Origin of the sequence: Propionispora vibrioides (genome assembly GCF_900110485.1) — a bacterium.
GTDB lineage: Bacteria > Bacillota > Negativicutes > Propionisporales > Propionisporaceae > Propionispora > Propionispora vibrioides.
The window spans coordinates 82,322-105,763 of the sequence record NZ_FODY01000006.1; the positions used below are offsets into that span (position 1 = coordinate 82,322).

Annotated in this window: 19 protein-coding genes and 1 riboswitch; of the genes, 4 read left to right on the forward strand and 15 right to left on the reverse strand. The window is 48.3% G+C overall.

Going from position 1 to position 23,442, the window contains the following annotated elements; genetic code table 11:
- Positions 1-148: 148 nt before the first annotated feature.
- Complete coding sequence (locus tag BMW43_RS07030) at positions 149-1,096, forward strand: D-2-hydroxyacid dehydrogenase (protein ID WP_342725182.1); 948 nt, start codon at positions 149-151, stop codon at positions 1,094-1,096.
- Between the two features lie 85 nt (positions 1,097-1,181).
- Here the strand turns inward: BMW43_RS07030 and BMW43_RS07035 are convergent, their stop codons facing one another.
- Genes BMW43_RS07035 through BMW43_RS07045 form a run of 3 tightly spaced genes read right to left on the reverse strand, consistent with a single transcriptional unit; the run spans position 1,182 to position 3,254 of the window.
- Positions 1,182-1,706, reverse strand: coding sequence for an HDIG domain-containing metalloprotein (locus BMW43_RS07035; RefSeq protein WP_091745178.1), 525 nt, complete (start codon positions 1,704-1,706; stop codon positions 1,182-1,184).
- A 19-nt stretch (positions 1,707-1,725) separates the two neighbouring features.
- Positions 1,726-2,907 (reverse strand): ATP phosphoribosyltransferase regulatory subunit, encoded by a 1,182-nt coding sequence (gene hisZ / locus BMW43_RS07040; RefSeq protein WP_091745180.1) that lies wholly within the window; start codon positions 2,905-2,907, stop codon positions 1,726-1,728.
- Positions 2,908-2,948: 41 nt separating this feature from the next.
- Positions 2,949-3,254, reverse strand: coding sequence for a YerC/YecD family TrpR-related protein (locus tag BMW43_RS07045; RefSeq protein WP_091745182.1), 306 nt, complete (start codon positions 3,252-3,254; stop codon positions 2,949-2,951).
- A gap of 204 nt (positions 3,255-3,458) precedes the next feature.
- Positions 3,459-3,561, forward strand: a riboswitch (SAM riboswitch).
- 72 nt (positions 3,562-3,633) lie between these two features.
- On the opposite strand from BMW43_RS07045, the gene BMW43_RS07050 reads away from it, so the two are divergent.
- From BMW43_RS07050 to BMW43_RS07060, 3 genes are read left to right on the forward strand one after another with little or no spacing between them, the layout of a single operon-like run.
- Positions 3,634-4,692, forward strand: coding sequence for a methionine ABC transporter ATP-binding protein (locus BMW43_RS07050; RefSeq protein WP_091745184.1), 1,059 nt, complete (start codon positions 3,634-3,636; stop codon positions 4,690-4,692).
- Positions 4,661-5,314: a methionine ABC transporter permease gene (locus BMW43_RS07055; RefSeq protein WP_091745186.1), complete on the forward strand. Its 654-nt coding sequence runs from the start codon at positions 4,661-4,663 to the stop codon at positions 5,312-5,314. Before BMW43_RS07050 ends, BMW43_RS07055 begins: the two co-directional genes overlap by 32 nt.
- A 57-nt stretch (positions 5,315-5,371) precedes the next feature.
- Positions 5,372-6,193 carry a MetQ/NlpA family ABC transporter substrate-binding protein gene (locus BMW43_RS07060; protein ID WP_091745188.1) on the forward strand — a complete coding sequence of 274 codons (822 nt, stop codon included), beginning with the start codon at positions 5,372-5,374 and terminating at the stop codon, positions 6,191-6,193.
- A 135-nt stretch (positions 6,194-6,328) separates the two neighbouring features.
- Here BMW43_RS07060 and BMW43_RS07065 read toward each other — a convergent pair whose 3' ends face one another.
- The 12 genes from BMW43_RS07065 to BMW43_RS07120 all read right to left on the reverse strand — a co-directional run bounded on the left by BMW43_RS07065 (position 6,329) and on the right by BMW43_RS07120 (position 23,100).
- The gene (locus tag BMW43_RS07065; protein WP_091745190.1) at positions 6,329-9,463 is read right to left on the reverse strand and encodes an efflux RND transporter permease subunit; all 3,135 of its coding nucleotides are present in this window, start codon (positions 9,461-9,463) and stop codon (positions 6,329-6,331) included.
- A complete protein-coding gene (locus BMW43_RS07070; protein WP_091745192.1) occupies positions 9,460-10,731 on the reverse strand; it encodes an efflux RND transporter periplasmic adaptor subunit in 1,272 nt (423 codons plus the stop codon). The genes BMW43_RS07065 and BMW43_RS07070 overlap by 4 nt, the downstream gene beginning before the upstream one ends.
- Before the next feature lie 463 nt (positions 10,732-11,194).
- Entirely contained in the window at positions 11,195-12,970 is a 1,776-nt protein-coding gene (locus BMW43_RS07075) for a hypothetical protein (protein WP_091745195.1), read from the reverse strand.
- Between the two features lie 320 nt (positions 12,971-13,290).
- The gene (locus BMW43_RS07080; RefSeq protein WP_091745197.1) at positions 13,291-13,917 is read right to left on the reverse strand and encodes a TetR/AcrR family transcriptional regulator; all 627 of its coding nucleotides are present in this window, start codon (positions 13,915-13,917) and stop codon (positions 13,291-13,293) included.
- Positions 13,918-14,247: 330 nt separating this feature from the next.
- A complete protein-coding gene (gene purD, locus BMW43_RS07085) occupies positions 14,248-15,516 on the reverse strand; it encodes a phosphoribosylamine--glycine ligase (RefSeq protein WP_091745199.1) in 1,269 nt (422 codons plus the stop codon).
- Between the two features lie 60 nt (positions 15,517-15,576).
- Positions 15,577-17,118, reverse strand: coding sequence for a bifunctional phosphoribosylaminoimidazolecarboxamide formyltransferase/IMP cyclohydrolase (gene purH, locus BMW43_RS07090; protein WP_091745201.1), 1,542 nt, complete (start codon positions 17,116-17,118; stop codon positions 15,577-15,579).
- Positions 17,108-17,743, reverse strand: a complete 636-nt coding sequence (gene purN, locus BMW43_RS07095; RefSeq protein ID WP_091745203.1) for a phosphoribosylglycinamide formyltransferase — start codon at positions 17,741-17,743, stop codon at positions 17,108-17,110. Before purN ends, purH begins: the two co-directional genes overlap by 11 nt.
- Positions 17,736-18,818 (reverse strand): phosphoribosylformylglycinamidine cyclo-ligase, encoded by a 1,083-nt coding sequence (gene purM, locus BMW43_RS07100; protein WP_091745332.1) that lies wholly within the window; start codon positions 18,816-18,818, stop codon positions 17,736-17,738. Before purM ends, purN begins: the two co-directional genes overlap by 8 nt.
- 51 nt (positions 18,819-18,869) lie before the next feature.
- Positions 18,870-20,312, reverse strand: coding sequence for an amidophosphoribosyltransferase (gene purF, locus BMW43_RS07105; protein WP_091745205.1), 1,443 nt, complete (start codon positions 20,310-20,312; stop codon positions 18,870-18,872).
- On the reverse strand, positions 20,309-21,019 hold the full coding sequence (gene purC / locus BMW43_RS07110; protein WP_091745207.1) for a phosphoribosylaminoimidazolesuccinocarboxamide synthase: 711 nt from the start codon (positions 21,017-21,019) through the stop codon (positions 20,309-20,311). Before purC ends, purF begins: the two co-directional genes overlap by 4 nt.
- A gap of 32 nt (positions 21,020-21,051) precedes the next feature.
- The gene (gene purE, locus BMW43_RS07115) at positions 21,052-21,537 is read right to left on the reverse strand and encodes a 5-(carboxyamino)imidazole ribonucleotide mutase (RefSeq protein ID WP_091745209.1); all 486 of its coding nucleotides are present in this window, start codon (positions 21,535-21,537) and stop codon (positions 21,052-21,054) included.
- 192 nt (positions 21,538-21,729) lie between these two features.
- Positions 21,730-23,100: an NCS2 family permease gene (locus tag BMW43_RS07120; protein WP_091745211.1), complete on the reverse strand. Its 1,371-nt coding sequence runs from the start codon at positions 23,098-23,100 to the stop codon at positions 21,730-21,732.
- Positions 23,101-23,442 lie beyond the last annotated feature (342 nt).

The window sequence follows — 23,442 nt, forward strand, 5'->3', positions numbered from 1 at the left end:
AATATGCTATCACATTAGTTTTATCCCGTCAATAAAAAACTGCCGGTGAAATCAATTTGTTTTGCCGGCGACAAATGCACAGTAGGATTTTGCCAAACCAAACTAGAAGTGTTTTTATATTAAAAATCAGACACAGGGGGTCTTCATTGTGCCATTTAACATTTTAGTCTTAAACCAGCTAAAAGAAAATCATATGGCAGCCATCCAGGATGCCGCGCCAGGCAGTTCAATCATCACCGCCGACCTGTCCACAGCCGGCCAACATATCGCCAATACAGACATTCTGGTAGCCTGGGGCAACCAGGATATTCGCCAGCTCTACACCGCCGCACCGCAGCTTCGCTGGGTTCACGCCCTGAGTGCCGGCGTGGAGGACTGGCTATTTCCCGAATTGGTCAACAGTTCTACCTTGCTAACCAACTCCAAGGGAATTCACGGCATCCCCATATCCGAGCATGTCCTGGCCCTCATGCTCGCTTTTACCCGCGGACTCAATCTGCTGATACCGCAACAACACCATAAGCAATGGAAACGGGTGCGGGTCGACGAAATACACGAAAAAACAATCGGCATTGTCGGACTTGGCAATATCGGGCGGGAAATTGCCAAAAAGGCCAAAGCACTGGGCATGCACGTAGTGGCAACCAAGCGGGAAGCAACCACAGAACTATTTGTCGATGCGCTGTACACACCCGATTACCTGACAAAAATGCTGAGCATCTGCGATTTTGTTGTCATGTCGCTACCCTTAACGGAAGAAACCAACGGAATGTTCAATCTGGACTATTTCTCGGCCATGAAACGGACAGCTTATTTCATTAACATTGCCCGTGGCGGTGTCATTGTCGAAGCAGACCTGATTACCGCTCTGGAACAGCAGCTAATCCAAGGTGCCGGTCTGGATGTTTTTGCCCAGGAACCGCTGCCAGACACTTCGCCGCTTTGGAACATGCCTAATGTCATCATCACGCCCCATCTGGCCGGTTTATCTCCCAGCTACCTGGATCGCGCCATTCAGTTGTTTGCCGATGATTTAACACGGTTTATCGATAATGATCAAATTCTTAATATAGTGGATAAACAAAAGGGGTACTAAGGCGTGTTTGCAGGCTAACGGAATGATCCATGGCACAGAAAGCGCCGTCAGGGAGCGTTTCGGATAGTTTGCAAGCAAACACGCCCTAATTCATATTATCGGCCTTTCGGAGAAGACAAAGCTCCGGTGGATCATCCTTGGCCGGAGCTTTATGATGTCGCCTTATGATTTCGATAATTTCGGGCTCGGTCCCGACCTGACTCAGTAACGCAGCTCCCCGCTCGGCATGATTAAAATAGATATAAAAGGCATGCCGCAAATTGGCAGGAAACGTTCCTCGTCCTTGCCTGCCCCAGGCTTCAGCCCAGGCGGGAGCACAGGCATGAGCCAGCACCGCCATAATTTTACCGGCTGTATTGATATCACCACGCCGCTTCCCCACATCGTGCAGCAAAGCGCAGCGAATCAACCGGTGTATGTCAATCGCCAGCCGGCCGGAAAAACTAAGCGCCGTATAGGTTACATTCAGTGCATGCCGCTGTTCGGCCATGCTCATGCCCCAAAATAATTCCTGCTCACCGGGTCGCAAATAACGGTTTGCAAATTCTTCCTCATGTCTGTTTATGCTGGCGGTAAGAGCCGAAATCACTTGTTTCACCCGTGAAAACATGACAGTCTGCTCCCTTAGGCTAAATATAGATAAGTTCTTTACAGCTTTTAGCTTTTTGGCTGGCAGCAGCTTCCTGACGTGACTGCGGGAATAGGGCCAGTTCGACGGACTGCCCCTGCATTCTTAATTCAGAAGCCTTTTGAATAGCCTCCGTCAGTTTGCCGGTTTCCCAGCCCACATACCACTCACGAAAATCAGCGTCCAGTGAAATACCCTGCCGTTCCAATGCCAGCAATACCCGCTCTATTCCTAAGGCAAAGCCGGTGGATGGGCAGTCAACACCGAAGGAAGACACCATATTATCGTAGCGTCCGCCACCGCATAGCGGAAATCCCAGTCCGGGCGTATAGCCTTCAAATACCATGCCGGTATAGTATTCAAAATCCCGGATGATCCCTAAATCAAAATTGACATACTGCTCCACACCGTACCCTTTCAGCAGGCAGTAAATATCGGACAGGTTGTCTAGAGCGGCCCGGCTGACCGGATTCTTAACCATCGCGTAGGCTTGGTCCAGCAATTCTTCTTTGCCGTACAACAGCGGAATCTGCCGCAGCAAAGCCTGAACGTCAGAGCTTAGTCCGCTGGCCGTCAGAATTTCTCCCAGGCCGACCACATTACGATTTACCATACATTGCTTGACCTTTTGGCGCTGTTCGGCGGTCAGGCGGCTTTCTTCCATGATTCCGTTGATAAATTCCACCTGGCCAATATTAACCTGAAAGGTTTGCAAACCGGGATCCTTCATTGCCTGTACAGCCAAAGCAATAATTTCTGCGTCGGCCGCCGGTCCCGGAACGCCCAGCAGTTCTACTCCGGCCTGATAGAATTCACATTGCCGTCCGGCCTGCGCCTGCTCATAGCGAAATACATTGGTTAAATAGAATAAGCGGAGCGGCAAACTGTTTTCTTTAAGCCGGGTAGATGCCACCCTGGCAATGGGAGTAGTCATATCCGGGCGTAGCGCCAGAATGTGATTCTTTTTATCAAAAAACTTGAACATATTCTGCGTCATCTGCTCGTCACTGCCGGCAGACAAAGTTTCCAGATATTCAAAAGTGGGTGTGACCACCTCATCATAGCCCCACTTGGCAAATAATCCGGCCAGCGAACCTTCCACAATCCGTTTATATTTTGCTTCCCGCGGCAAAAAATCTCTGGTGCCGTAAGGAATTTGCGGTACAAATTCATTTGTCTTCATTAAATGGTTACACTCCGTTTCAACATAAATTCAATAAAAACTTACTCTTTTCCCTTTTCGTCAAGCCGCGAAAGAACAATGCCATATCCGTCGGCGCCGTAATTCAGGCAGCGTTTCACGCGGCTGATGGTTGCCGTACTGGCGCCTGTTCTTGCCACAATATCATCATAGGTCGACCCCAACTGCAACATCCGGGCAACCTCCAAGCGCTGCGCTAGAGACTTAAGTTCCCCAATGGTGGAAACATCTTCAAAAAACTGATAACACTCCTCTTCATCCTGCAACAGTAAAATAGCCTGAAACAGTTGATCAATCAACGGATCCTTTAGTTTAGGATTCACCGGCATGGCTAGTGTCACTCCTTATTTTTCCATACTGTATATCAATATATTATATATTCGTGCAGCTAAATAGATTTCCTTCTTTATTCCTTTTTTTCTTTACTCTGTGAAAACTTTATTAAAATGTCCGTTTAAGAAAGATATTATCCAAACAATCTTCTTGACACATACAAAAAACCATGATAGGATTTAAAAAATGAATGATATTATTTATCATCTAGAGTTGGCTGAGGGACTGGCCCAATGAAGCCGCGGCAACCATCCGGAAGGAACGGTGCCAATTCCTACAGGATTTTATCCTGGCAGATGAGAGAAGCCCAAGAGTATGTGCTGGTCTCTTCGCTGCGAAGAGATCTTTTTATTTGCGCGAAAGGAAGGAGCCCCATTGATTAGTTTAAACGGGATTGAAAAAGTATACCACAGTCAGTCCGGCCAAATTCATGCTTTACGAGGCATTAACCTGGAAGTCAAGGCTGGTGAAATTTTCGGAGTAATCGGTAAAAGCGGCGCCGGCAAAAGTACGCTGATCCGCTGCATCAACCGTCTAGAGCAGCCTACGGCCGGAACAGTGATCGTCGACGGTCAGGACATCACAAAGCTAACGGAAAACGAACTCAGGGAATCACGAAAAAAAATCGGCATGATTTTTCAGCATTTTAATTTACTCTCCTCCCGCACGGTTTTTGACAACATCGCTTTCCCCCTTGAATTGGCCGGCTACGCCAAACAGGATATTGAGGATACGGTAGTCCGTCTCTTAAAATTGGTCGGGTTATCGGACAAACGCGATCAATACCCTTCACAGTTAAGCGGCGGTCAAAAACAACGGGTAGGTATCGCCCGGGCTTTGGCCAACCGCCCCAAGGTATTACTTTGCGACGAGGCCACTTCGGCCCTTGACCCGCAAACTACCAAGTCCATTTTGGAATTATTAAAGGACATTAACCGGGAGCTTAAATTAACCATCGTCCTCATAACCCACGAAATGCATGTTATCAAAGAAATCTGCGACCAGGTGGCAGTTATGGAAAATGGTTTGATTATCGAGCAAGGACCTATTTTGGATATCTTTACCCAGCCCCAGGCAGCCATTACCCAGGAATTTATCGGCACCATCATGAATCACGATTTGCCGGATCATTTTAAAGATATGCCCCTTTCGCGGACACCGCTTCCCGACAGTAAACTGTTGCTGCGTCTTTCGTTTATTGGCGATGCTGCCGGCGAGCCAATCATTGCCGGGATGATCCGGCGCTTTGATATCGATGTAAGCATTCTTTACGGAAATATGGATCATATCAGAAATGTCTCCTTCGGTACATTAATTGTTGAATTATCAGGCAACCAGGATGCTATCCATAGGGCGCTTGAATATACCAAGGCACACGAAGTGGGAAGCGAGGTGATCGGCTATGTCCCAAGACATGCTTATGCTGCTGTTTGAAGCCCTGCTTGACACAACCTATATGGTTGCTGTTTCCACATTGATTTCCACCCTGCTCGGTATACCGCTTGGTGTTATCCTGGTTGTTACCGATAAGCGAGGCATCCTGGAAAGTCTGTACATCAACCGTGTTTTAGGCAGTATTGTAAACGCAGCCCGTTCTACTCCCTTTATCATTTTAATGGTGGCCATCATTCCCTTAACCCGCTTATTAACAGGCACCTCTATCGGCACCAATGCAGCTATCGTTCCATTAAGTCTGGCGGCCATTCCCTTTGTCGGCCGGGTTGTGGAGTCGGCTCTGAAAGAGGTTGATTACGGGGTGGTTGAAGCCGCGCAGGCCATGGGAGCCTCTCCATTTGAAATCATCCGCAAAGTATTGATACCGGAATCGCTTCCTTCTATTATATTAGGGATCACCTTAACCATCATCAACTTGATCGGTTACTCGGCCATGGCCGGTGCGATCGGCGGCGGCGGTCTGGGCGATTTGGCAATCCGCTATGGTTATCAGCGGTTCCGCGCCGATATTATGCTGGCCACGGTAGCCATTCTAATTGCTCAGGTCCAAATCGTTCAATCCTGCGGTGACTATCTGGCCCGCAGAGTAAACAAAAGGTAAGTGCTATTCGTTTTCCAAGCAAGACCATATATCTATTATTTTTTAGGAGGATTCATTATGAAAAAACTGGTTTTACTCATGGTTTCCCTATTAGCATTGACGGTTCTTTTCGCTGGCTGCGGCAGTAATGATAAAAAAGAACCCAATGCCACTGCTGCCAAAACGGTGTTAAAGGTAGCAGCTACCCCCGTACCGCATGCTGAAATTCTGCAGGTGGTTAAACCCATACTGGCAAAAGAAGGCATCGACCTTCAAATTGTGGAAATGAACGACTATGTCCGTCCGAACATTGCCGTTGCCGAGAAAGAACTGGACGCCAATTTCTTTCAACATACGCCTTATCTGAACAAATTTGCCGCAGAGCATAATTTGCAATTAAGCAATATTGCCGGCGTACATATTGAACCGATGGGCATCTACTCCAAAAAAGTAAAAGCGCTGACCGAAGTTGCCGCTGGCTCGCAGGTAGCGATTCCCAACGACCCCACCAATGGTGGCCGGGCACTGGTTTTATTGGAAAAAGCCGGTCTGCTGAAACTGAAACAGGGAGTCGGCATTAACGCAACTGTAGGCGATATTGTTGAAAATCCTAAAAATCTAAAAGTAACCGAGCTGGAAGCGCCTCAACTGCCCCGCGCTTTGGACGATGTAGCCATTGCCGTCATCAATACCAACTATGCTTTGGAAGCAAAGCTGGTGCCGACCAAAGACGCTCTGTTTATTGAACAGAATGACTCGCCGTTTGTCAACATTTTAGTAGTTCGCAAAGGTGATGAGAATCGTCCGGAAATTCAGAAACTGGCCAAAGCCTTAACGTCTGATGAAGTGAAGAAATTCATCAACGACAAATATCAGGGAGCTGTTGTTCCCGCCTTCTAGGACTTGTTAAACCGTATACGTAAAAGACAACCCGGAGAAATTCTCCGGGTTGTCTTTTTGCTTAGCCCCAGGAAACGAAGAGGGAAAGTCTCCGCCAACAAGACGGAGCACTTTCCCTCTTTCTTATCCCGCTCTTTATAAGGTTTTCGGACGCTTCCGCCGGAATAGCCGCAAAAAAAGATTCCGCAGCGAAGCAAGAAAAGAGTGTTTTTCAAAAAACAGAAAAATGATGGGAATGCCGATTAAGGTGAAGAAAGTTGAGGAAGCCAGACCACCAATAACTACCCAGGCCATACTGACCCGTGTCTCCGCGCCGGCGGTTACGGCCAGAGCGGTGGGCAGCATCCCGGTAATCATCGTCAGCGTAGTCATAAAGATTGGCTTTAAACGGGTCTTGCCGGCTTCAATAATGGCATCCTGTGCTTTCATACCCCGTTCCATCAACGTCAGCGTATAATCTAAGAGCAACGTACCGTTTTTGGCTACCACGCCATCCATAACCAGAATACCGATCAAGGAGTATAAATTAATGGTATTGCGGGTAATTGCCAAAAAGAGTAGCGATCCGATCAAGCCAAAGGGCAGTGAAAACATACGGATAAAGGATGTAGACAGCGATTCGTACAATGTGGAAAGCAGCATATATACCAAAATGAGCGATAATCCCAGGGCCTGCGCCATTTCACCAAAGGTGGTGTTCATATTGTCCGCCTGCCCGGTGAAACGGTAGGTTACATTAGTTCCCAAATCCTCCGGCTTTATGTTTTTGCTGATATCGTTTAGCACTTCCTGCAACGGACGATCTGTGACATTAGCCGCTATGTTAATTGATTCCTGTTTATCTACCCGTCGCAGCATGACCGGACCAACGCCATCCTGCAGGCGAGCCACATCGCTCAGCTTCACTAAACCGTTGCCGGCTTTTACCGGTATGGAACTTATATCGGAAGCCTTAAAACCTTCGCTATATTTAAGGCGTACATAAATATCCGTATCCTGTCCATCATTAGTCGGATCATTGGCATAATAACCGGCTAACGTTCCGGCCACCGCGCCGGAAAATACATTGTTGACTTCATTAACCGTAGTATTAAAGAATTTCAGCCGTTCCCGGTCCACCGTCAGCCTTAGTTCAGGCATGCCTTCGCTATAGGAGCTACGGACATCCTTAACGCCAGGTACCTTGGCAATAATATCCTGTATCCGGTAGGAGGCTTTGATAATATTATCTAAATTAGCTCCCCGGATTTCAATCTGCACCGGTGAATTATTGGGGCCGCCGCCCCCGGTACCGGTACCGCCGGAGACACCGGCGACAGAGGACTGTGTTTCACTAACCTGTGCCGAGGCTTGCGGGAAGTTTTCCTTGAGAAAACGGCGTACTTGCTCGGTCACCTGCCAAACGCTTAAACTTCGCTCTTTCCGGTCAACCATTTGCACACTGACACTGCCGTAATTGCCGGCAGGAGTGCCTACACTGGATAGGTAATAGCTAACTTCCGGAATGGTCGTGAGGTATTCTTCTATTTTTCTTACTTCCCCGTTTGTCTGATCGATGTTTTGTCCTACGGGAAACTGAATAAAAATCCGGAAACTGCCTTCATCGGTTTTAGGCATATATTCAGAACCGATCACGCCCAAAGGAACGAGAGAAACTGCAGCGATAAAACAAACGGTAATAGCACTGATGATTTTAACCGGATTGATCAGACTCCACCGCAATATTCTTTCATATTTTTCAATGGCTCCCTGCTCCAAGCGGTTCATAAAATCCCAAAGCCGTCCCTGCGGTTCCTTGAGACCATTCTTAAAGAATTTTGAGGCCAGCATGGGAGTTAAGGTAAATGACACCATGAGTGAACACAGGGTAGCAAAGACAATGGTCAGACCAAACTGCCGGAAAAACTGCCCGGTCATGCCGGTCATAAAAGCGACCGGCATAAACACAACTACGTCGCACAATGTAATCGCCAGGGCCGCCATGCCAATCTCATTCCGCCCATCTTCCGCCGCCGTCTTGGCATCCTTGCCCATTTTCAAATGGCGATGGATATTCTCCAGCACGACGATCGAATCATCGACCAAGGTACCGATACATAACGACATGCCCATCAGTGACATCATGTTGAAAGTAAAGCCGGCCATATACATAACAAAAAAGGTAGAGATCAAAGACGTGGGAATAGCGATTAAAACAGCAATCGATGAACGCCAGCCCCGCAGGAAAAGATACAGCACCAGTCCAGTCGTAATCAGCCCTTCAATCAGCGCCTCCAGCGTATTATGCAGGGAATCCTCGACATATTGAGCGGCATCGGTAATGACCACAAACTGATAATCCGGGTACTCGGCCCGCAGACTTTCCAGCTGCGCCTTAGCCGCCTTGGCCGTATCCACCAGATTGGCATCGCTATTTTTGTAAACTGTCATAGATACAACATCCTGTCCGTTAGTCCGGGCATAGCGGGTAACCCGCTGGTCCTGCTCCCTAACTGTGGCAAGATCGGTCAACGGAATATTAACACCGTTCGTATTGGTAACATGAATACCGCCTAATTCCTCTGGCGAAGCATATTGAGCAAGCAGGCGTACATTGGTTTCCTTTTTATCGTCAAACACTGAACCGGCCGGCGTCAGGACATTTTCCTGCTGAATCCGGCTCACAATGGAGCTTAAGGAAATGTTGTAGTAAGACAGCTTATCCTTGTCCACCTCCACGGCCACTTCCTTATCCCGCCCGCCAAACAGCGATACATCGGATACACCGCTAGCCCTTTGCAAACGCTCGGAAAATACATCGTTAGCCAGGGTATATACTTCCGACAGGGGTTTGCCGGAAACAATGGACACCTCCAAAATCGGCGAGGCATTAATATCCCGTTTGATAACCGATGGCGTTTTCACACCGGTCGGCAATTTGCTTATAGCCGCATTGACATATTGTGTGGCATCAACGGCTGCCGTATCTACATTGGCCCAGAACTCAAATTCCAGGGTAATTTGGGCTCTTTCCGGTCTGGCAACCGAAGTGATATGCTTTAAATTGGCCAAAGAAGACAGTGAATTTTCCAGGGGTTTTATGACGTCCTGCTCCACCTGTTCGGTCCCGGCCCCCGGGTAGTCAACCGTTACCGTGACATAGGGAATATTGACGGCCGGCAACAGTTCTACCCCAATCCGGTAAAAGCTGAATAAACCTAACACGACAAACAGCATGACAATCATCGAAATGCCGATAGGTTTTTGGATGGAAAAACGAGTTATATTCACGACTGGCCACCTCGGTTATCTATCGTGACCGGATTGGCCTCAATTTGCAGCCCTGACCGCAGACGCGAAAGATTGCTGACGGCCACCCGCTCACCCTCGTTAAGACCGGCTATGATTTCCACATCCGCATCACCGCTTGCGCCGACCGTCACGTCCCGCTCTTCTGCCTTATTTTGTGCATCGATAATAAATACATGGCTTTTGCCATTCTTTTCTACAATGGCATCTTTCGGTAAAACCAAGGCCTGCGGCCTCAGTACACTGTTTACAATGGTCCTGGCAAACATGCCGCCTCTAATATCCGTTGTCGGATTGTTAAGCTCAATGCGCAGGGAAAACACCAGATTAGTGCTGTCGCTGGCCGGACTGATATAAATAATGGTGCCCGGCACTTCCTTGCTTAAGGCTTCTAAACTCACGTTAACCGGCATACCCAAAGTGAAGGCCGGCAAATCCCGCTCGGAAACTTGGCAGTCGACATAGATCTTGCTGTTATCAACGATAGTTAACAGTTTTTGTCCGGCTGAAACAATGGCTCCAACCTCGGCTTGACGATAACCGACAATGCCGGAAAATGGTGCCCGCAGGAGAAGATCGTTTCTTTGTTTTTCGGCAGCGCTTACACTGCTTTTAGCCTTTGACGCAGCCGCCTGAGCCGACTCCACCGTGGCCGGTACAGAATTGGCATTCATCTGATTGACCAAGGCATCCAACGAAGCCTTAGCGTCCAGCATTTGCTGTTCGGCGCTCTCCAGCGTATCTTTAGCAATGCCGCCGGCTTCGTAGAGAGTTTTATAGCGCTGATAACTGGCCATGGTCCGGTCATAGTCAGCCTTGGCCTTATTATAATTTGCCTGATAGGCCACTCCGCTGTTTACCGCATCCGCCATGGCCTGCTGATAAGCCGCCCGGTTCTGGGCCACGGCCAATTCGGCATCACCGGTATCCTGTTCAATCAGCACCTGCCCCGGAACGACCGACTGTCCCAATTCAGCATTTACCGCGACCAGCTTTCCTTGATATTTTGCGGCAATATCCACTTGAGCCTTGGGTACGGTCTGACCGGTCAAGGCTATGCGCTTTATCAAATCAGTCTTCCCTACAGTTACTACATCCACGGTTGTCTGTGCCACACCATTACCGGCCCGCCCGGCGGAAGAACTGTGCATGACCCGGAAATAAAGAACCAAGCCCAGACACAGTATGATAACCGCTCCGGTAGTCAGCAGAAATCTTCCCCGTTTATCGCCTTTTATGAATTGTCGCATGCTGCTTCCCCTTCTTTCCAATATCCCTGAAATTCACCAATGGTCCGTTAACTTTGAAAGTACAAATTAAATTTACGGAAACTTTTTCGTGAGGCAAGGCGCAATTGTCGAAAATAAACGAGTCGACGCTAACGAAGCCTTGTGAAAAAAGATCCGTGAAGAAATTGTGGTTTCAGAGTTGACGGACCACTCGCTTCCCTACTGCTTTTTTGCCGGCAAAGGACAAAAATGCAGTACAGCTAATGATTGGACCAAATGCCTTCATTATATTCCACAGCTATGACAAAACTGTGACAGCCTCCCATTTTCTGCAAAAGACTGCAATCTTAACACTAATCCTGTCCCACCTGTTCAATCGTCCTCCAGCCACCCTTCTTTTATCCAAAAAAGGCTTGAGTTTATGTTGGAATAAACTCAAGCCTAAGGGTAAAAAAACTAGCTGAAACACCAAATCATGGGTAGTTTATTTTTTTCGCGGCGGTAGGCTTTGAATCATAGCAAGTAAGCCTTTCGCCGATTCTTCCGGTCCCTTTTGTTCCCAGCCTTTAATACTTAAGCGAGTGCGCATCTGCCCCACAAACACATCTTTGGCAAAAAATTGATCAAAATATCTTTGGGCAATAGCCTCATGGGTTTCCCGGTACTGCGGCGGTCCAAACACATTAGCAAAATACGTATGCACCAATCCGCTCGAAGTTGTCGTCCCCTTGCTCATAACGGCGCCTGAACGGAATACATTAATGGCTTCGGCCGCCGACGTAAACCGCTCAATGACCGGATGGTCCTCATCAATTTCCTCAAAGTTATTGCAATATAGCACAAAATCAATCTTATGCCCTTTAATTACATTCTCATAGGAAGTAACCGGCAGGATGGTTCTGGCATTTTTTTGGCTCGGATTCATAATAATAGCCCGGTCAAGCTGGCCGAACGCATAGCCCGGGTTCAGATCATCCAGCCGCACGTAAGCGCCGATTTCCGTACCATAGGCAAGAATATCGCCGTCTTCACCAATAGCCAGCGACCCCATATCATCGGCAACAACCACAATATCCTGAATAAACTCCTGACCTAATACCCGGAAGGCCTCCAGTGTTTCCGATTTGCCGGCGCCGGTATCTCCCATGACCAGAATATTAGCCTGTTTATCACCCTTTAACACAATCCTGAACATAGCGCCATGGAAAGGCATCTTGCCAGCCCGCATCATGCGGATATTATGCAACGTTAACACCATCTTTTTCAAATAGCCGAAATAACCGAACTGATCCCGGTTGGGAATGGCCGCAACAAACATATCATTCTCTTCATCGTCATAAAATACAGTCGGCAGCGGTGCCAATTCGTCAATGGCATTGCCGGGAACACCACACAAATAAACAGCGTCCGGTTTTTTAGCCAAGTCAGCGTCATTGGCCAATTCAAAGAGATTACACATGGAGAATCCCAAATCATAAAATTGTTCATGGAAATAAACATGAATCAACAAGGGCCCGACTTTAGCCGGGAAACAAAGCCATTCGTCAGGCTCAATGGTAACAAGATCCAATGGATTTTTATATACCCGTTCAAATTTCCCGGTCCGTTTATTCATCGGCGGATCGAGTACTAACGGGGGATTCAATAGAATTTGACGGATAACGGCAATCTTATCCAGCTTCTTATACAACTCACCGGTATAGGGAATGGCTTTGCGCTTGCCAATGGCAGCCAGTTGTGCCCCGGCTTTAACCTGGCGGAATATGTTGGGATGCTTGCCGGCAACATTGTCCTGCAAATCCCGGTATACTTTACGTACCAAATTGGTAAGCTTCTCAACCGTCGCATTAAAGGTCCGGTAAGGACGTTTATCAATATCATCATTTTCGGAAGTGCATACAACGAATCTGTCAAAATTGCGCCAGTAATTATACAGGTATTGGATAAATTCATTGAGCAGCATCGGGTTTTTAGCAAACTGCTCCGAACCCTTAACCACATGCGTCACCAGATCAATTTGCATTTTGGTCGCGTAAACTAATGTATCGATAAGAACCTGAACATCCTCATCGGTAATATTGTTTTTATCAGCGAAAATATCCAGCAAAATAGAATTTCGCTTTTCCAGATCACGGATAGCTAGTTTTAAAACCCGGCTAAATAAATCACTGGACAACATTTCTTCGCCAGTATCACAAATTCTGTCATTCACTTTAATAATTACTTTTTTTTCCAATATCTTACTAGAAATAACATTCATCCATACATCACTCCTTTTGGTCTTCAGCCTTATCAAATTCCTGCATATTGTAGAGTCAAGCATACATCCCTATCTTTCCAGTGTAGCATATTTTACAATAGTTCTCAATAAGTGAGGTATAAATATACAGTATTATAAAGGACGCTATTCCAGCATAGTTTATGCATCGACAACGTTCGGCATTCAACATAGCCGGCCTTTCCTTGAGAACTACTGATTAGGCAAAAGGAAATCCAGCCAAGGCTGGACTGTTTAATAAGCTTGATAAATGCGCTTCCCTTCCGGCAGACATAGCTGAGGGCAATCACCCTTGGACTGCGTCACTGTTTAGCCACTCCATATAAGAACATATCGGCAATCATTTGGGCGCAAGCCTCCACATCACCAGCCATTTTTTGAAAAGCTAGCATGACAATCACGCTAAATAGACCATGGGCACATTTAACGACATCACATTCCCTAAATACACCCTTGCTGACCCCTTCCGCCAGGACCTTTTCCAGCATGCCGATTGTGTCATGAAAACCCTGGTGATATTTCTCCCGCTGTTCCTGCGTAAAACTCGAAGTCTCGTCATCATGGCCAAAGCCGCGGACTTCATGCATCATGACCCGCCATAGATCGGCATTAACAATATAAAATTCAAGAAACACCTTGATCATTGCTTTGATTTTTTCCATCGGCGGCTCTTGGGAAACAACAATTTCCTCCAGAGCTCGGTCAAAAGGTATACTCCGTTCTTTGATCAGGGTATAAAAAAGCTGTTCTTTATTTACAAAATAATTGTATACCGTGCCTTTGCCGGTATCTGCCAAAGCAATAATTTCATCTACAGTTGCCCGGTGGTAGCCGTTGCGTGAAAATACAATATAAGCGGCTTCCAGAATTTGCTGCCGCTTGCTTCGCGAATCCGAACTTAAGGCGAGCCCATCTCGATTATAACTCATAGTAGCCTCCATGCTATCTGTCAGGTAAGGTATGACCCTGCGGCCGATTGTTCCATTGGTAAGATACATTCTACAAATTTTGCTTATTTCCTTTTTACCGTCAGGCATAAGTAAGACTCCGGGAAGAAAACCGGAGTCTTACCAAACTGTACCGCCTACCTGACAAAACTAGGGAACCGTTGATTTGATGAGCCTGCCAGCCTGGCGAGAGATTTTTTCGGCTGGCAGGGAAGCAAAAGTACAGGAATAGCGGTTCCTATTTCAAGGTTTTGCTGACGCAGCCAGGCGGAAAAAAATCAGGCTGCGCAGGGTGAATAAGGCAGTAGTTCCCTAGCGATTCATTGCCCGATAGGCAATGTCCTTACGATATTGGACGTCTTTAAAATCAATATGTTTCACAGCGGCATAGGCTTTTTGCACCGCCGCCGGAATGGTCTCGGCAGTTGCCGTAACCCCCAGAACCCGGCCACCGCCGGTTACAACGGTATCACCTCGCAGCGCCGTTCCGGCGTGAAACACACAAATCCCCTCCTCGGCGGCGGCCTGCAGTCCCCGAATAGGCTCTCCCTTAGCATAATCTCCCGGATAGCCACCGGCAGCCATAACCACGCAAACTGCGGCCTGATTCAGCCAGTTAATCTCACACTGTGCCAATCTTCCTTCCACACAGGCTTCCATAATATCCACCAGATCGCTGGCCAAAAGCGGCAAAACCACCTGGGTTTCGGGATCGCCAAAGCGGGCATTGAACTCAATCACCTTCGACCCCGTTTCGGTAATCATCAGTCCCGCGTACAAACAGCCGCAATATAGCCGCCCTTCCTGGCGCATAGCATCCACGGCAGGTTGTAAAATATCTCTGACAATATCCGCCTGCAGCGCAGCCGTAACCACCGGTGCCGGTGCATAAGCTCCCATACCTCCGGTATTGGGGCCCTGATCACCATCAAAAATCCGTTTGTGATCCTGAGCCGCCAGCATCGGCACAACTGTCGTGCCATCAGTAAAAGCCAGCAACGATGCTTCCTCACCCTGCAGGAATTCCTCAATAACCACCTGACTGCCTGCCGCGCCAAAGGTGTGGTCCCGCATAATGGAATCCACGGCCCGCAGGGCTTCTTCCTCTGTCATGGCCACAATCACACCCTTACCGGCAGCCAGCCCGTCGGCTTTCACCACAATGGGTGCCTTATGCTCCCGGATATAGGCAGTTGCCTGATCGGGATCACTAAAAACGGCATAGCGGGCGGTAGGAATCCCGTATTTTTGCATTAGCCCTTTAGCAAATGCCTTGGAGCCTTCCAATTCCGCAGCAGCCTGCGAGGGGCCAAAAACCTTCAGTCCCCGGCCGGTAAAATAATCTACAATTCCATTGGCCAAAGGAGCTTCCGGTCCTACAACGGTAAGAGAAATCCCCTTTTCCCCGGCAAATTTGGCCAGCGCTTCATTATTTCCAATTCCGATATCCACACATTCTGCCAGTTGGGCTATTCCCGGATTTCCGGGAATGGCATAAATTTTTTCAACCCGCGGACTCATCGCCAATTTCCAAACCAAGGCATGTTCACGACCGCCGTTTCCAATAACCAAAATTCGCACAATGTCACCTCTCAAACTCGCTAGATCGTACTGACCGTGTGGCTGCGCCAAGCAGCCGGCTTAATGTTTAAAGTGCCGCATACCCGTAAAGATCATAGCGATGCCCTGTTCATCGGCGGCCTGAATGGATTCGGCGTCCTTCACCGATCCACCGGGCTGTATAATCGCGGTAATTCCGGCGGCCACGGCGGTATCCACCGTATCCCGGAAAGGGAAAAATGCGTCAGAGGCCAAAACAGCGCCTCTGGCCTTTTCACCGGCCTGGTCCAGAGCAATCGCAGCCGCACCGACACGGTTCATCTGTCCGGCACCGACCCCCAGGGTCTGATTGTTCGCCGCCACTACAATAGCATTGGATTTCACATGCTTCACCACACGCCAGGCCAGCATTAACTGCTCCCATTCAGCCTGGGTCGGCGGACGTTTAGTCACAACTTTCATATCTTCAATTTCCGCATCCCTGGTATCCCTGTCCTGCAGCAAAATACCACCGGATACCTTTTTAATGTCAAATTCCGCCACATCTGCGTCAACCGCTTCGGCCGTCAACAGCCGTATATTCTGTTTCTTGGTGAGAATGGTCAGTGCTTCCGGCGTAAAGGAAGGAGCAATGACAGCTTCAATAAAAATTTTGCTGATCTCTCCTGCCGTTATCGCATCCACCTCACGGTTTAAACCGACAATGCCGCCAAACGCGGAAACCGGATCGGACTCATAGGCTTTTTCATAGGCTTCGGCCAGGGTCTTGCCAACCCCCGTACCGCAGGGATTGGTATGCTTGATGATAGCAGCAGCCGGCTGTTCAAACTCCCCGACAATTCCATAAGCCGCTTCCACATCAACAATGTTATTGAAGGAAAGTTCCTTGCCATGAAGCTGTTTCGCATTGGCAATACCAAATCCGTCACCGTACTTTTCCCGGTAAAAAGCAGCCTGTTGATGAGGATTTTCCCCGTAACGCAATTCCTGAACTTTCTCGTACACGGCATGCATGGTTTCCGGAAATTGCCCGTTATCCAACTGTTTGCCCAAATACTGGGCAATGCAGGCGTCGTATTCCGCCGTATGATGGTACGCCTCCTGGGCCAATGCCATGCGGAATTCAGCACTGATTTCCTGCTTGGCCGCCAATTGGTCGATAATTTCAGTGTACCGCTCAGGATTCACCACAACGGCTACATACTGGAAATTTTTTGCCGCAGCCCGGATCATGGCCGGTCCGCCAATATCAATGTTCTCAATAGCATCTCCCAGCGTCACATCCGGCTTGGCTATGGTCTGACGGAACGGATAAAGGTTGACCACAACCATGTCAATCCCTTTAATATTGTGCCGCTCCATGGCTGCGGTATGCTCCGGATTATCCCGCAGGGCCAGGATGCCGCCATGGATATAGGGGTTCAAGGTTTTTACCCTGCCGTCCATGATCTCGGGGAAACCAGTTACATCACTTACATAGGTTACCGGAATACCAGCTTCCCGCAAGGTCTTCATGGTCCCCCCTGTCGAAATGATCTCAACCCCATAGTTTGCGAGCCGACGCGCAAACTCTACAATACCGGCTTTATCCGAAACGCTGATAAGCGCTCTTTTAATTTTCATGAGTACCCTCACCTTTTTCCAAAATGGTAACCCGGCGGCCTTCCACTTTTAGCCGGCCTTCGCAATACAGACCAATGGCCCGCGGGTACAGCACATGCTCCACATGCAGAATGCGTTCCGCCAACGTCTCCGGCGTATCCCCTTCTTCCAGCGGCACGGCTTCCTGTAAAATAATCGGCCCCGAATCCATTCCTTCATCAATAAAATGTACGGTGCAACCGGAAACCTTCACTGCATGATTAACGGCCTGTTCCTGCGCGTTCCGTCCGGGAAAGGCCGGCAGCAGCGAAGGATGGATATTCATTACCCGACCGGAGAGCCGGTTGACAAAATAAGGACTTAAAATGCGCATGAAACCGGCGAGCACCACCAGTTCTGCCTGATGAACATTGAGTTCATCGGCAATGGCCGTTTCCCACGCTTCCTTGCTTTCATATTGCTTTCTTTCGATACAAACCACCGGCACATCCCATTCAATAGACCGCTTGATCACATTGGCATCCGGATTATCACTGATGACAACGCCGATTTTAGCAGACAACCGTCCGGCGTCTATCGCATCCAGGATAGCCTGTAAGTTACTGCCACGCCCTGATGCTAAGACTCCCAGCACCATTTTACTCACCAAACACTCCTCCTTTGAGCACCACATTCCGGGATCCTTCCGTAATTTTCCCGATCACATAGGAAGTCTCACCGCGGGCCGCTAGATCTTCCTGTATCGGATTTACCTGCTCCGGCGGTACAACCAGGATCATGCCGATCCCCATATTGAAGGTCCGGTACATTTCAGGCCAGGCCACATGTCCCCATTCTTGCAATAGCTTGAAGATCATAGGCTGAGGCCAGGTTGTGGTATCCACCTCTACAGCGCAGTGTTCCGGTAAAATCCGTGGAATATTGTCATAAAATCCGCCACCGGTAATATGAACCATACCTAATATAGGAAAATTATCCAAGAGTGGCAGACATGCTTTAGGATACAATGTCGTCGGTGTCAGCAACTCTTCACCAAGGGTTTTGCCAAGTTCCGGCACATAATCTTTAACAGACAGTTTTTTCACATCAAAGCAAATTTTTCTGACCAGCGAATATCCATTGGAATGGAGGCCACTGGAGGGAAGTCCAATAAGCACATCGCCGGGAGCAATGTTTTCACCGGTGATGATGCGGGATTTGTCCACCACCCCGACGGCAAAACCGGCAATATCATATTCGCCTTGGCTATAAAAGCCGGCCATTTCGGCGGTCTCACCACCAATCAAGGCACAACCGGACTCCCGGCAGGCTCTGGCAACGCCGCCAACAATATCAGCCACTTTCTCCGGCTCCAATTTCCCTACTGCCAGATAATCCAGAAAAAATAACGGTTCGGCGCCTTGTACCAGAATATCGTTTACACACATGGCCACAGCATCCTGACCAATCGTATCATGTTTATCCGTCATAAAAGCCAGACACAGTTTGGTCCCTACTCCATCCGTACCCGATACTAAAACAGGTTCTTTATATTTTGCCACCTGCAGGCCGAACAAACCGCCAAAACCACCAATATCACCTAATACTTCCGGCCGATAGGTCGATTTAACCTGCCGCTTGATTAAATCAACGGCCCGGTTGCCGGCATCAATATCGACACCGGCCTCCCGGTACGTCAACTCCTGGTTTAACTTGGCCTTGGAAACCGAATTTTCTTTTATACTCACATTGATCCCTCACATGTCTTAGTATACCTACCTAAAAACGTCACATCAGCGGGCGCGCACACGTTGCTCAAAGACAAATTTGTTGCTGCCGCAATGGCTTTCACAGGGAGTGCTGGCCGGATACTTGCTGTTAAAGCAGGCATAGCACATATTGTCATACTTAATGTTGGCAACAGACCCATACAACCCTTCCAGGGATAGATAATGCAGCGAATCGGCACCAATATAGTCCCTGATTTCCTCCACTTGTTTGGTCGCCGCAATCAGCTCCTTACGCACCGCGGTATCGATACCGTAGTAGCAGGGATAAGCAATCGGCGGCGAGCTGATACACATATGAACGGCCGTGGCTCCTGCTTCTTTTAACATATGAACGATTTTCCCGCTGGTAGTACCTCGGACAATCGAATCATCCACCATGATAATCGATTTGCCTTCAACCACCGACCGTACCGCATTCAGTTTAATCCTGACTCCTAAATCACGCTTTTTCTGCTCCGGCTGAATGAAAGTACGTCCGATATAGCGGTTTTTCATAAGACCTTCGGCAAACGGAATGCCCGCTTCCCGACTGAAGCCCAAGGCTGCCGTCGTTCCCGAGTCGGGTACGGATATAACAATATCCGCTTTGTAGCCGCTTTCCCGGGCTAGTTGCCGGCCCATTTCCCAACGGGCCTGATATACGCTCTGTCCGTCGATAATGCTATCGGGACGGGCAAAATAAATATATTCAAATATACATAAGGCCTGTGCATCATTTTCAGCAAACCCGTAGGAATGCAAGCCTGCCTCATCGACCACCACCATCTCACCGGGAGCAACATCACGGATTAATTCGGCTCCCACTGTATCCAAAGCACAGGATTCCGAAGCAATAACCCAGCCGTCGGCGGTTTTGCCGATACATAAGGGGCGAAAGCCATGGGGATCCCGCACACCGATTAACTTGTCTTCGGTCATGACCACCAGACAGTAGGCTCCTTCGATCTTGGTCAGACTTTCCATCATTTTTTCTTCAATAGTAGGTTTTCGCGAACGGGCAATCAAATTTACGATGACTTCACTGTCAATCGAAGTTTGAAAAACACTGCCCGTTTCCTCCAAAGTACAGCGCAGCTCCTGCGCATTGGTCAAATTGCCGTTATGAGCCATGGCAATATGACCACCCGAATAAGTTACCATAAGGGGCTGCGTGTTAATCAGTAGACTGGAACCGGTTGTCGAATACCGGACGTGACCGATGGCAATTCGCTGGCCTTCCATATGCGGCAACTGGTGACGGAATACTTCACTCACCAAACCCATGCCCCGGTGGACATCCATCCAGGCACCGTCGGTTATCGCAATCCCGGCACTTTCCTGGCCCCGGTGCTGCAACGCGTATAAACCCCAATAAGTGCTTAACGATACATTATCCTCACGCGAGTATATTCCGAAAATACCGCACTCCTCGCGGGGTTTATCCATTTCCAGTGCCTCATAACTCATAAAACTTCTCCTGTAAGACGCTGTAATACTTCTTGGTACGCTTCCTCCACGTTGCCAAGGTCACGACGGAATCTGTCCTTATCCATTTTTTGACCTGTCTCGGTATCCCAAAAACGACAGGTATCGGGCGAAATTTCATCACCTAAAATGACTTCCCCGTTGTGAACACCAAATTCCAATTTAAAGTCGATCAGCTCCAGTTTTTTATCTTTCAAATAGGTAGATAAAATGGAGTTTATTTGCAGTGCATATTCCGACATAGTTTTGACCTGCTCTTTAGTGGCCAGTCCCATTGCTTCAATATGGTATTCATTGATCAACGGATCGCCCAGTTCGTCATTCTTGTAATACAGTTCCAATACGGTGGAGGGCAGCTTCGTGCCTTCTTCCCAGCCGATTCGTTTAGCCAAACTACCGGCAGCAATATTGCGGACAACAACTTCCACCTGAAGGATTTTCAATTCCTTTACCAACATTTCACGGTCGCTGATCATCCGGATGAAATGATGAGGAATCCCCTTTTCACCCAAAAGTTTGAAAAAGAAGCTGGAAATTTTATTGTTTAAAACTCCCTTGTCGGCAATGGTGCCTTTTTTCAGACCATTAAAGGCCGTAGCATCGTCTTTGAAATAAACAATATATTCACCGGGATTATCGGCAGCAAAGATTTGCTTTGCCTTTCCTTCATATAATGGTTGCTTTTCCATTGATTACCCCTCCTGATTATATATAATACAAATTATTGTTTTGCCAATAACTTAGCAGCCTTTTTCTCCACCTCAACTGCCATGGTTTCACGGTGGCGCCGTAAAGCTTCTTCAATGGTCGCCTCACTGACCCCCAAAATTTGCGCCGCAAAAATAGCTGCGTTTTTAGCACCGTTGATCGCCATAGTAGCTACCGGAATGCCTGACGGCATCTGTACAATGCTGTATAACGCATCGACCCCGTTGAGCGGCGTGCTGTTGATCGGCACACCAATCACCGGCAAGGTTGTATAACTGGCTACCACGCCCGGCAGATGAGCCGCCGCACCGGCTGCGGCGATAATGACTTTTACACCCCGTTCCCGGGCAGTCGCAGCAAAGGTGTGAACCTTATCCGGCGTCCGGTGAGCCGAAGCCACCATAACTTCCGTAGCAATACCAAATTCCTCCAAGGTTTTTACCGCTGTTTCCAGAATGGGCCAATCGGAATCGCTGCCCATAATAATAGCTGCTTTCATTATATCCCTCCTGCTCTTTTATCCGCTTACGGCCTATCTCACGACTGTCATTCTCTGCCTAGTATTTCTACAATAAATGAGACTTATTTCCGTCGGCTGGCCCTTAAGCGAAATATATGGCCTATCTATTCCATTAGTATTAAACCCAGACATCAGAACTTCTGATGTCTGGGTTTATTTGTTTCCCGGCAACTACTCGGCAAGGAATACAAACCGTGCTACAACCAGCACTGCCAAGACGTATATAATCCAGTGAACCTCGCGCCCCCGGCCGGTAATCAGCTTAACCAGCGGATATACAACAAGCCCGGCGGAAACACCGTTGGCAATACTGTACGTGAAAGGCATCATAACAATCGTGAGGAAAGCCGGTAAGGCTTCCGTAAAATCACCAAAATCAATGTGACGGACAGACTCCATCATCAGTGCGCCAACAATAATCAGCGCCGGTGCCGTTGCTGCGTCAGGAATCAGCCCGGCCAAAGGACTGAAAAATAAGGCCGCGAAAAATAGCAAACCGCAAACAACAGCCGTCAACCCGCTCCGGCCGCCGGCACCAACACCAGCTGCGCTCTCCACATAGGCGGTAATCGTGCTAGTGCCCAGTAAAGCCCCCAGACTGACACCGGTTGCATCAACCAGCATGGCTTTGCCGATGCCAGGGAAATTACCGTTTTTATCCATCAGGCCGGCTTTTGTTGCCGTACCAACCAGTGTTCCCATAGTGTCAAACAATTCAACAAAGGTAAACGTGAAGATAATAGTCAACAGTCCCATATGGACAGCACCCATAATGTCCAGCGCGAAAAATGCGTTCTGACTAAAATCAGGAACCGCAACCGGGCTGAAGCCAGCCGGAATCTTAACAACGCCCATAACAACACCCAAGATGGTTGTTACTAAAATACCGATCAACATGGACCCTTTAATATTGCGCGCTATGAGAACCCCAATAAACAAAAGACCAAACACAGCCAATAGAACTTCTTTGTCGGCCAGTTTTCCCATCTCAATGATGGTCTCAAAACTCAGCGGAGTGCCATTGCCATGAGCAGCTACCAGTTTTTCCAAAGTCGGCGGAATGAGCGACAGACGAATAGACATCAAACCGGAAAGCTTCAGGCCAATAATTGTAATGAACAAGCCTATCCCGACGCTGATCGCGTGCTTTAGCGAGGCTGGCATGCCTTCCACCAAAAGCTGACGCACTTTCGTAACGGTTAACAATATAAAAATAAGACCGGAAATAAACACGGCACCCAGTGCCACCTGCCAGGAAACACCCATACCAATAACAACAGTGAAGGCGTAGAACGCATTCAGACCCATCCCCGGGGCCAGGGCAATCGGATAGTTAACAAAAAGTCCCATCATGATGGTAACAGCACCGGCACCAATAGCGGTAGCCAAGAGTACCGCATTCTTGTCCATCCCTGCCGAACCAAGAATACTTGGATTTACAAATAATATGTACGCCATAGTCATAAACGTGGTGATACCGGCCATAACTTCCGTGTTTACATCGGTTTTGCGTGCTTTCAACGCAAATAATTTTTCTAACATTTTATCGCTCCTTAAAAAATAAAAATACCTGTTTTTGTGCTGCAGTATCTTGCGTTACTTAAAACATAGGGTAAGCTTGCAAGGATTTTTTCGTCCCACAAGGCGGAGGAGCCGCACATATCGGACATATGTAAGGCGACGACAAAGGGATCGAAAAAAACTGCAAGATGATCCATGTGTTTAGTGATGCAAGGTACTAAAGTGTATACTTTATCCACCTCCAAAAATAAAAAAGAACGGAGAAGTTTCACATCGTTCCTGAGCGAAACTCCTCCGTCCGGGCTTTTATCCCATCGGTGTAACGCAACACTGCGCCTATGTCGCTCGGTCCTGCCACAACAA

Excerpts from the sequence above, each read along its gene's own strand:
- BMW43_RS07075 (WP_091745195.1), bottom strand. The coding sequence starts at position 12,970 with ATGAATGTTATTTCTAGTAAGATATTGGAAAAAAAAGTAATTATTAAA.
- BMW43_RS07070 (WP_091745192.1), bottom strand. The coding sequence starts at position 10,731 with ATGCGACAATTCATAAAAGGCGATAAACGGGGAAGATTTCTGCTGACT.
- BMW43_RS07060 (WP_091745188.1), top strand. The coding sequence starts at position 5,372 with ATGAAAAAACTGGTTTTACTCATGGTTTCCCTATTAGCATTGACGGTT.
- BMW43_RS07055 (WP_091745186.1), top strand. The coding sequence starts at position 4,661 with ATGTCCCAAGACATGCTTATGCTGCTGTTTGAAGCCCTGCTTGACACA.
- purF (WP_091745205.1), bottom strand. The coding sequence starts at position 20,312 with ATGAGTTATGAGGCACTGGAAATGGATAAACCCCGCGAGGAGTGCGGT.
- BMW43_RS07120 (WP_091745211.1), bottom strand. The coding sequence starts at position 23,100 with ATGTTAGAAAAATTATTTGCGTTGAAAGCACGCAAAACCGATGTAAAC.
- purH (WP_091745201.1), bottom strand. The coding sequence starts at position 17,118 with ATGAAAATTAAAAGAGCGCTTATCAGCGTTTCGGATAAAGCCGGTATT.
- hisZ (WP_091745180.1), bottom strand. The coding sequence starts at position 2,907 with ATGAAGACAAATGAATTTGTACCGCAAATTCCTTACGGCACCAGAGAT.
- BMW43_RS07080 (WP_091745197.1), bottom strand. The coding sequence starts at position 13,917 with ATGAGTTATAATCGAGATGGGCTCGCCTTAAGTTCGGATTCGCGAAGC.
- BMW43_RS07045 (WP_091745182.1), bottom strand. The coding sequence starts at position 3,254 with ATGCCGGTGAATCCTAAACTAAAGGATCCGTTGATTGATCAACTGTTT.
- purE (WP_091745209.1), bottom strand. The coding sequence starts at position 21,537 with ATGAAAGCAGCTATTATTATGGGCAGCGATTCCGATTGGCCCATTCTG.
- BMW43_RS07035 (WP_091745178.1), bottom strand. The coding sequence starts at position 1,706 with ATGTTTTCACGGGTGAAACAAGTGATTTCGGCTCTTACCGCCAGCATA.
- purC (WP_091745207.1), bottom strand. The coding sequence starts at position 21,019 with ATGGAAAAGCAACCATTATATGAAGGAAAGGCAAAGCAAATCTTTGCT.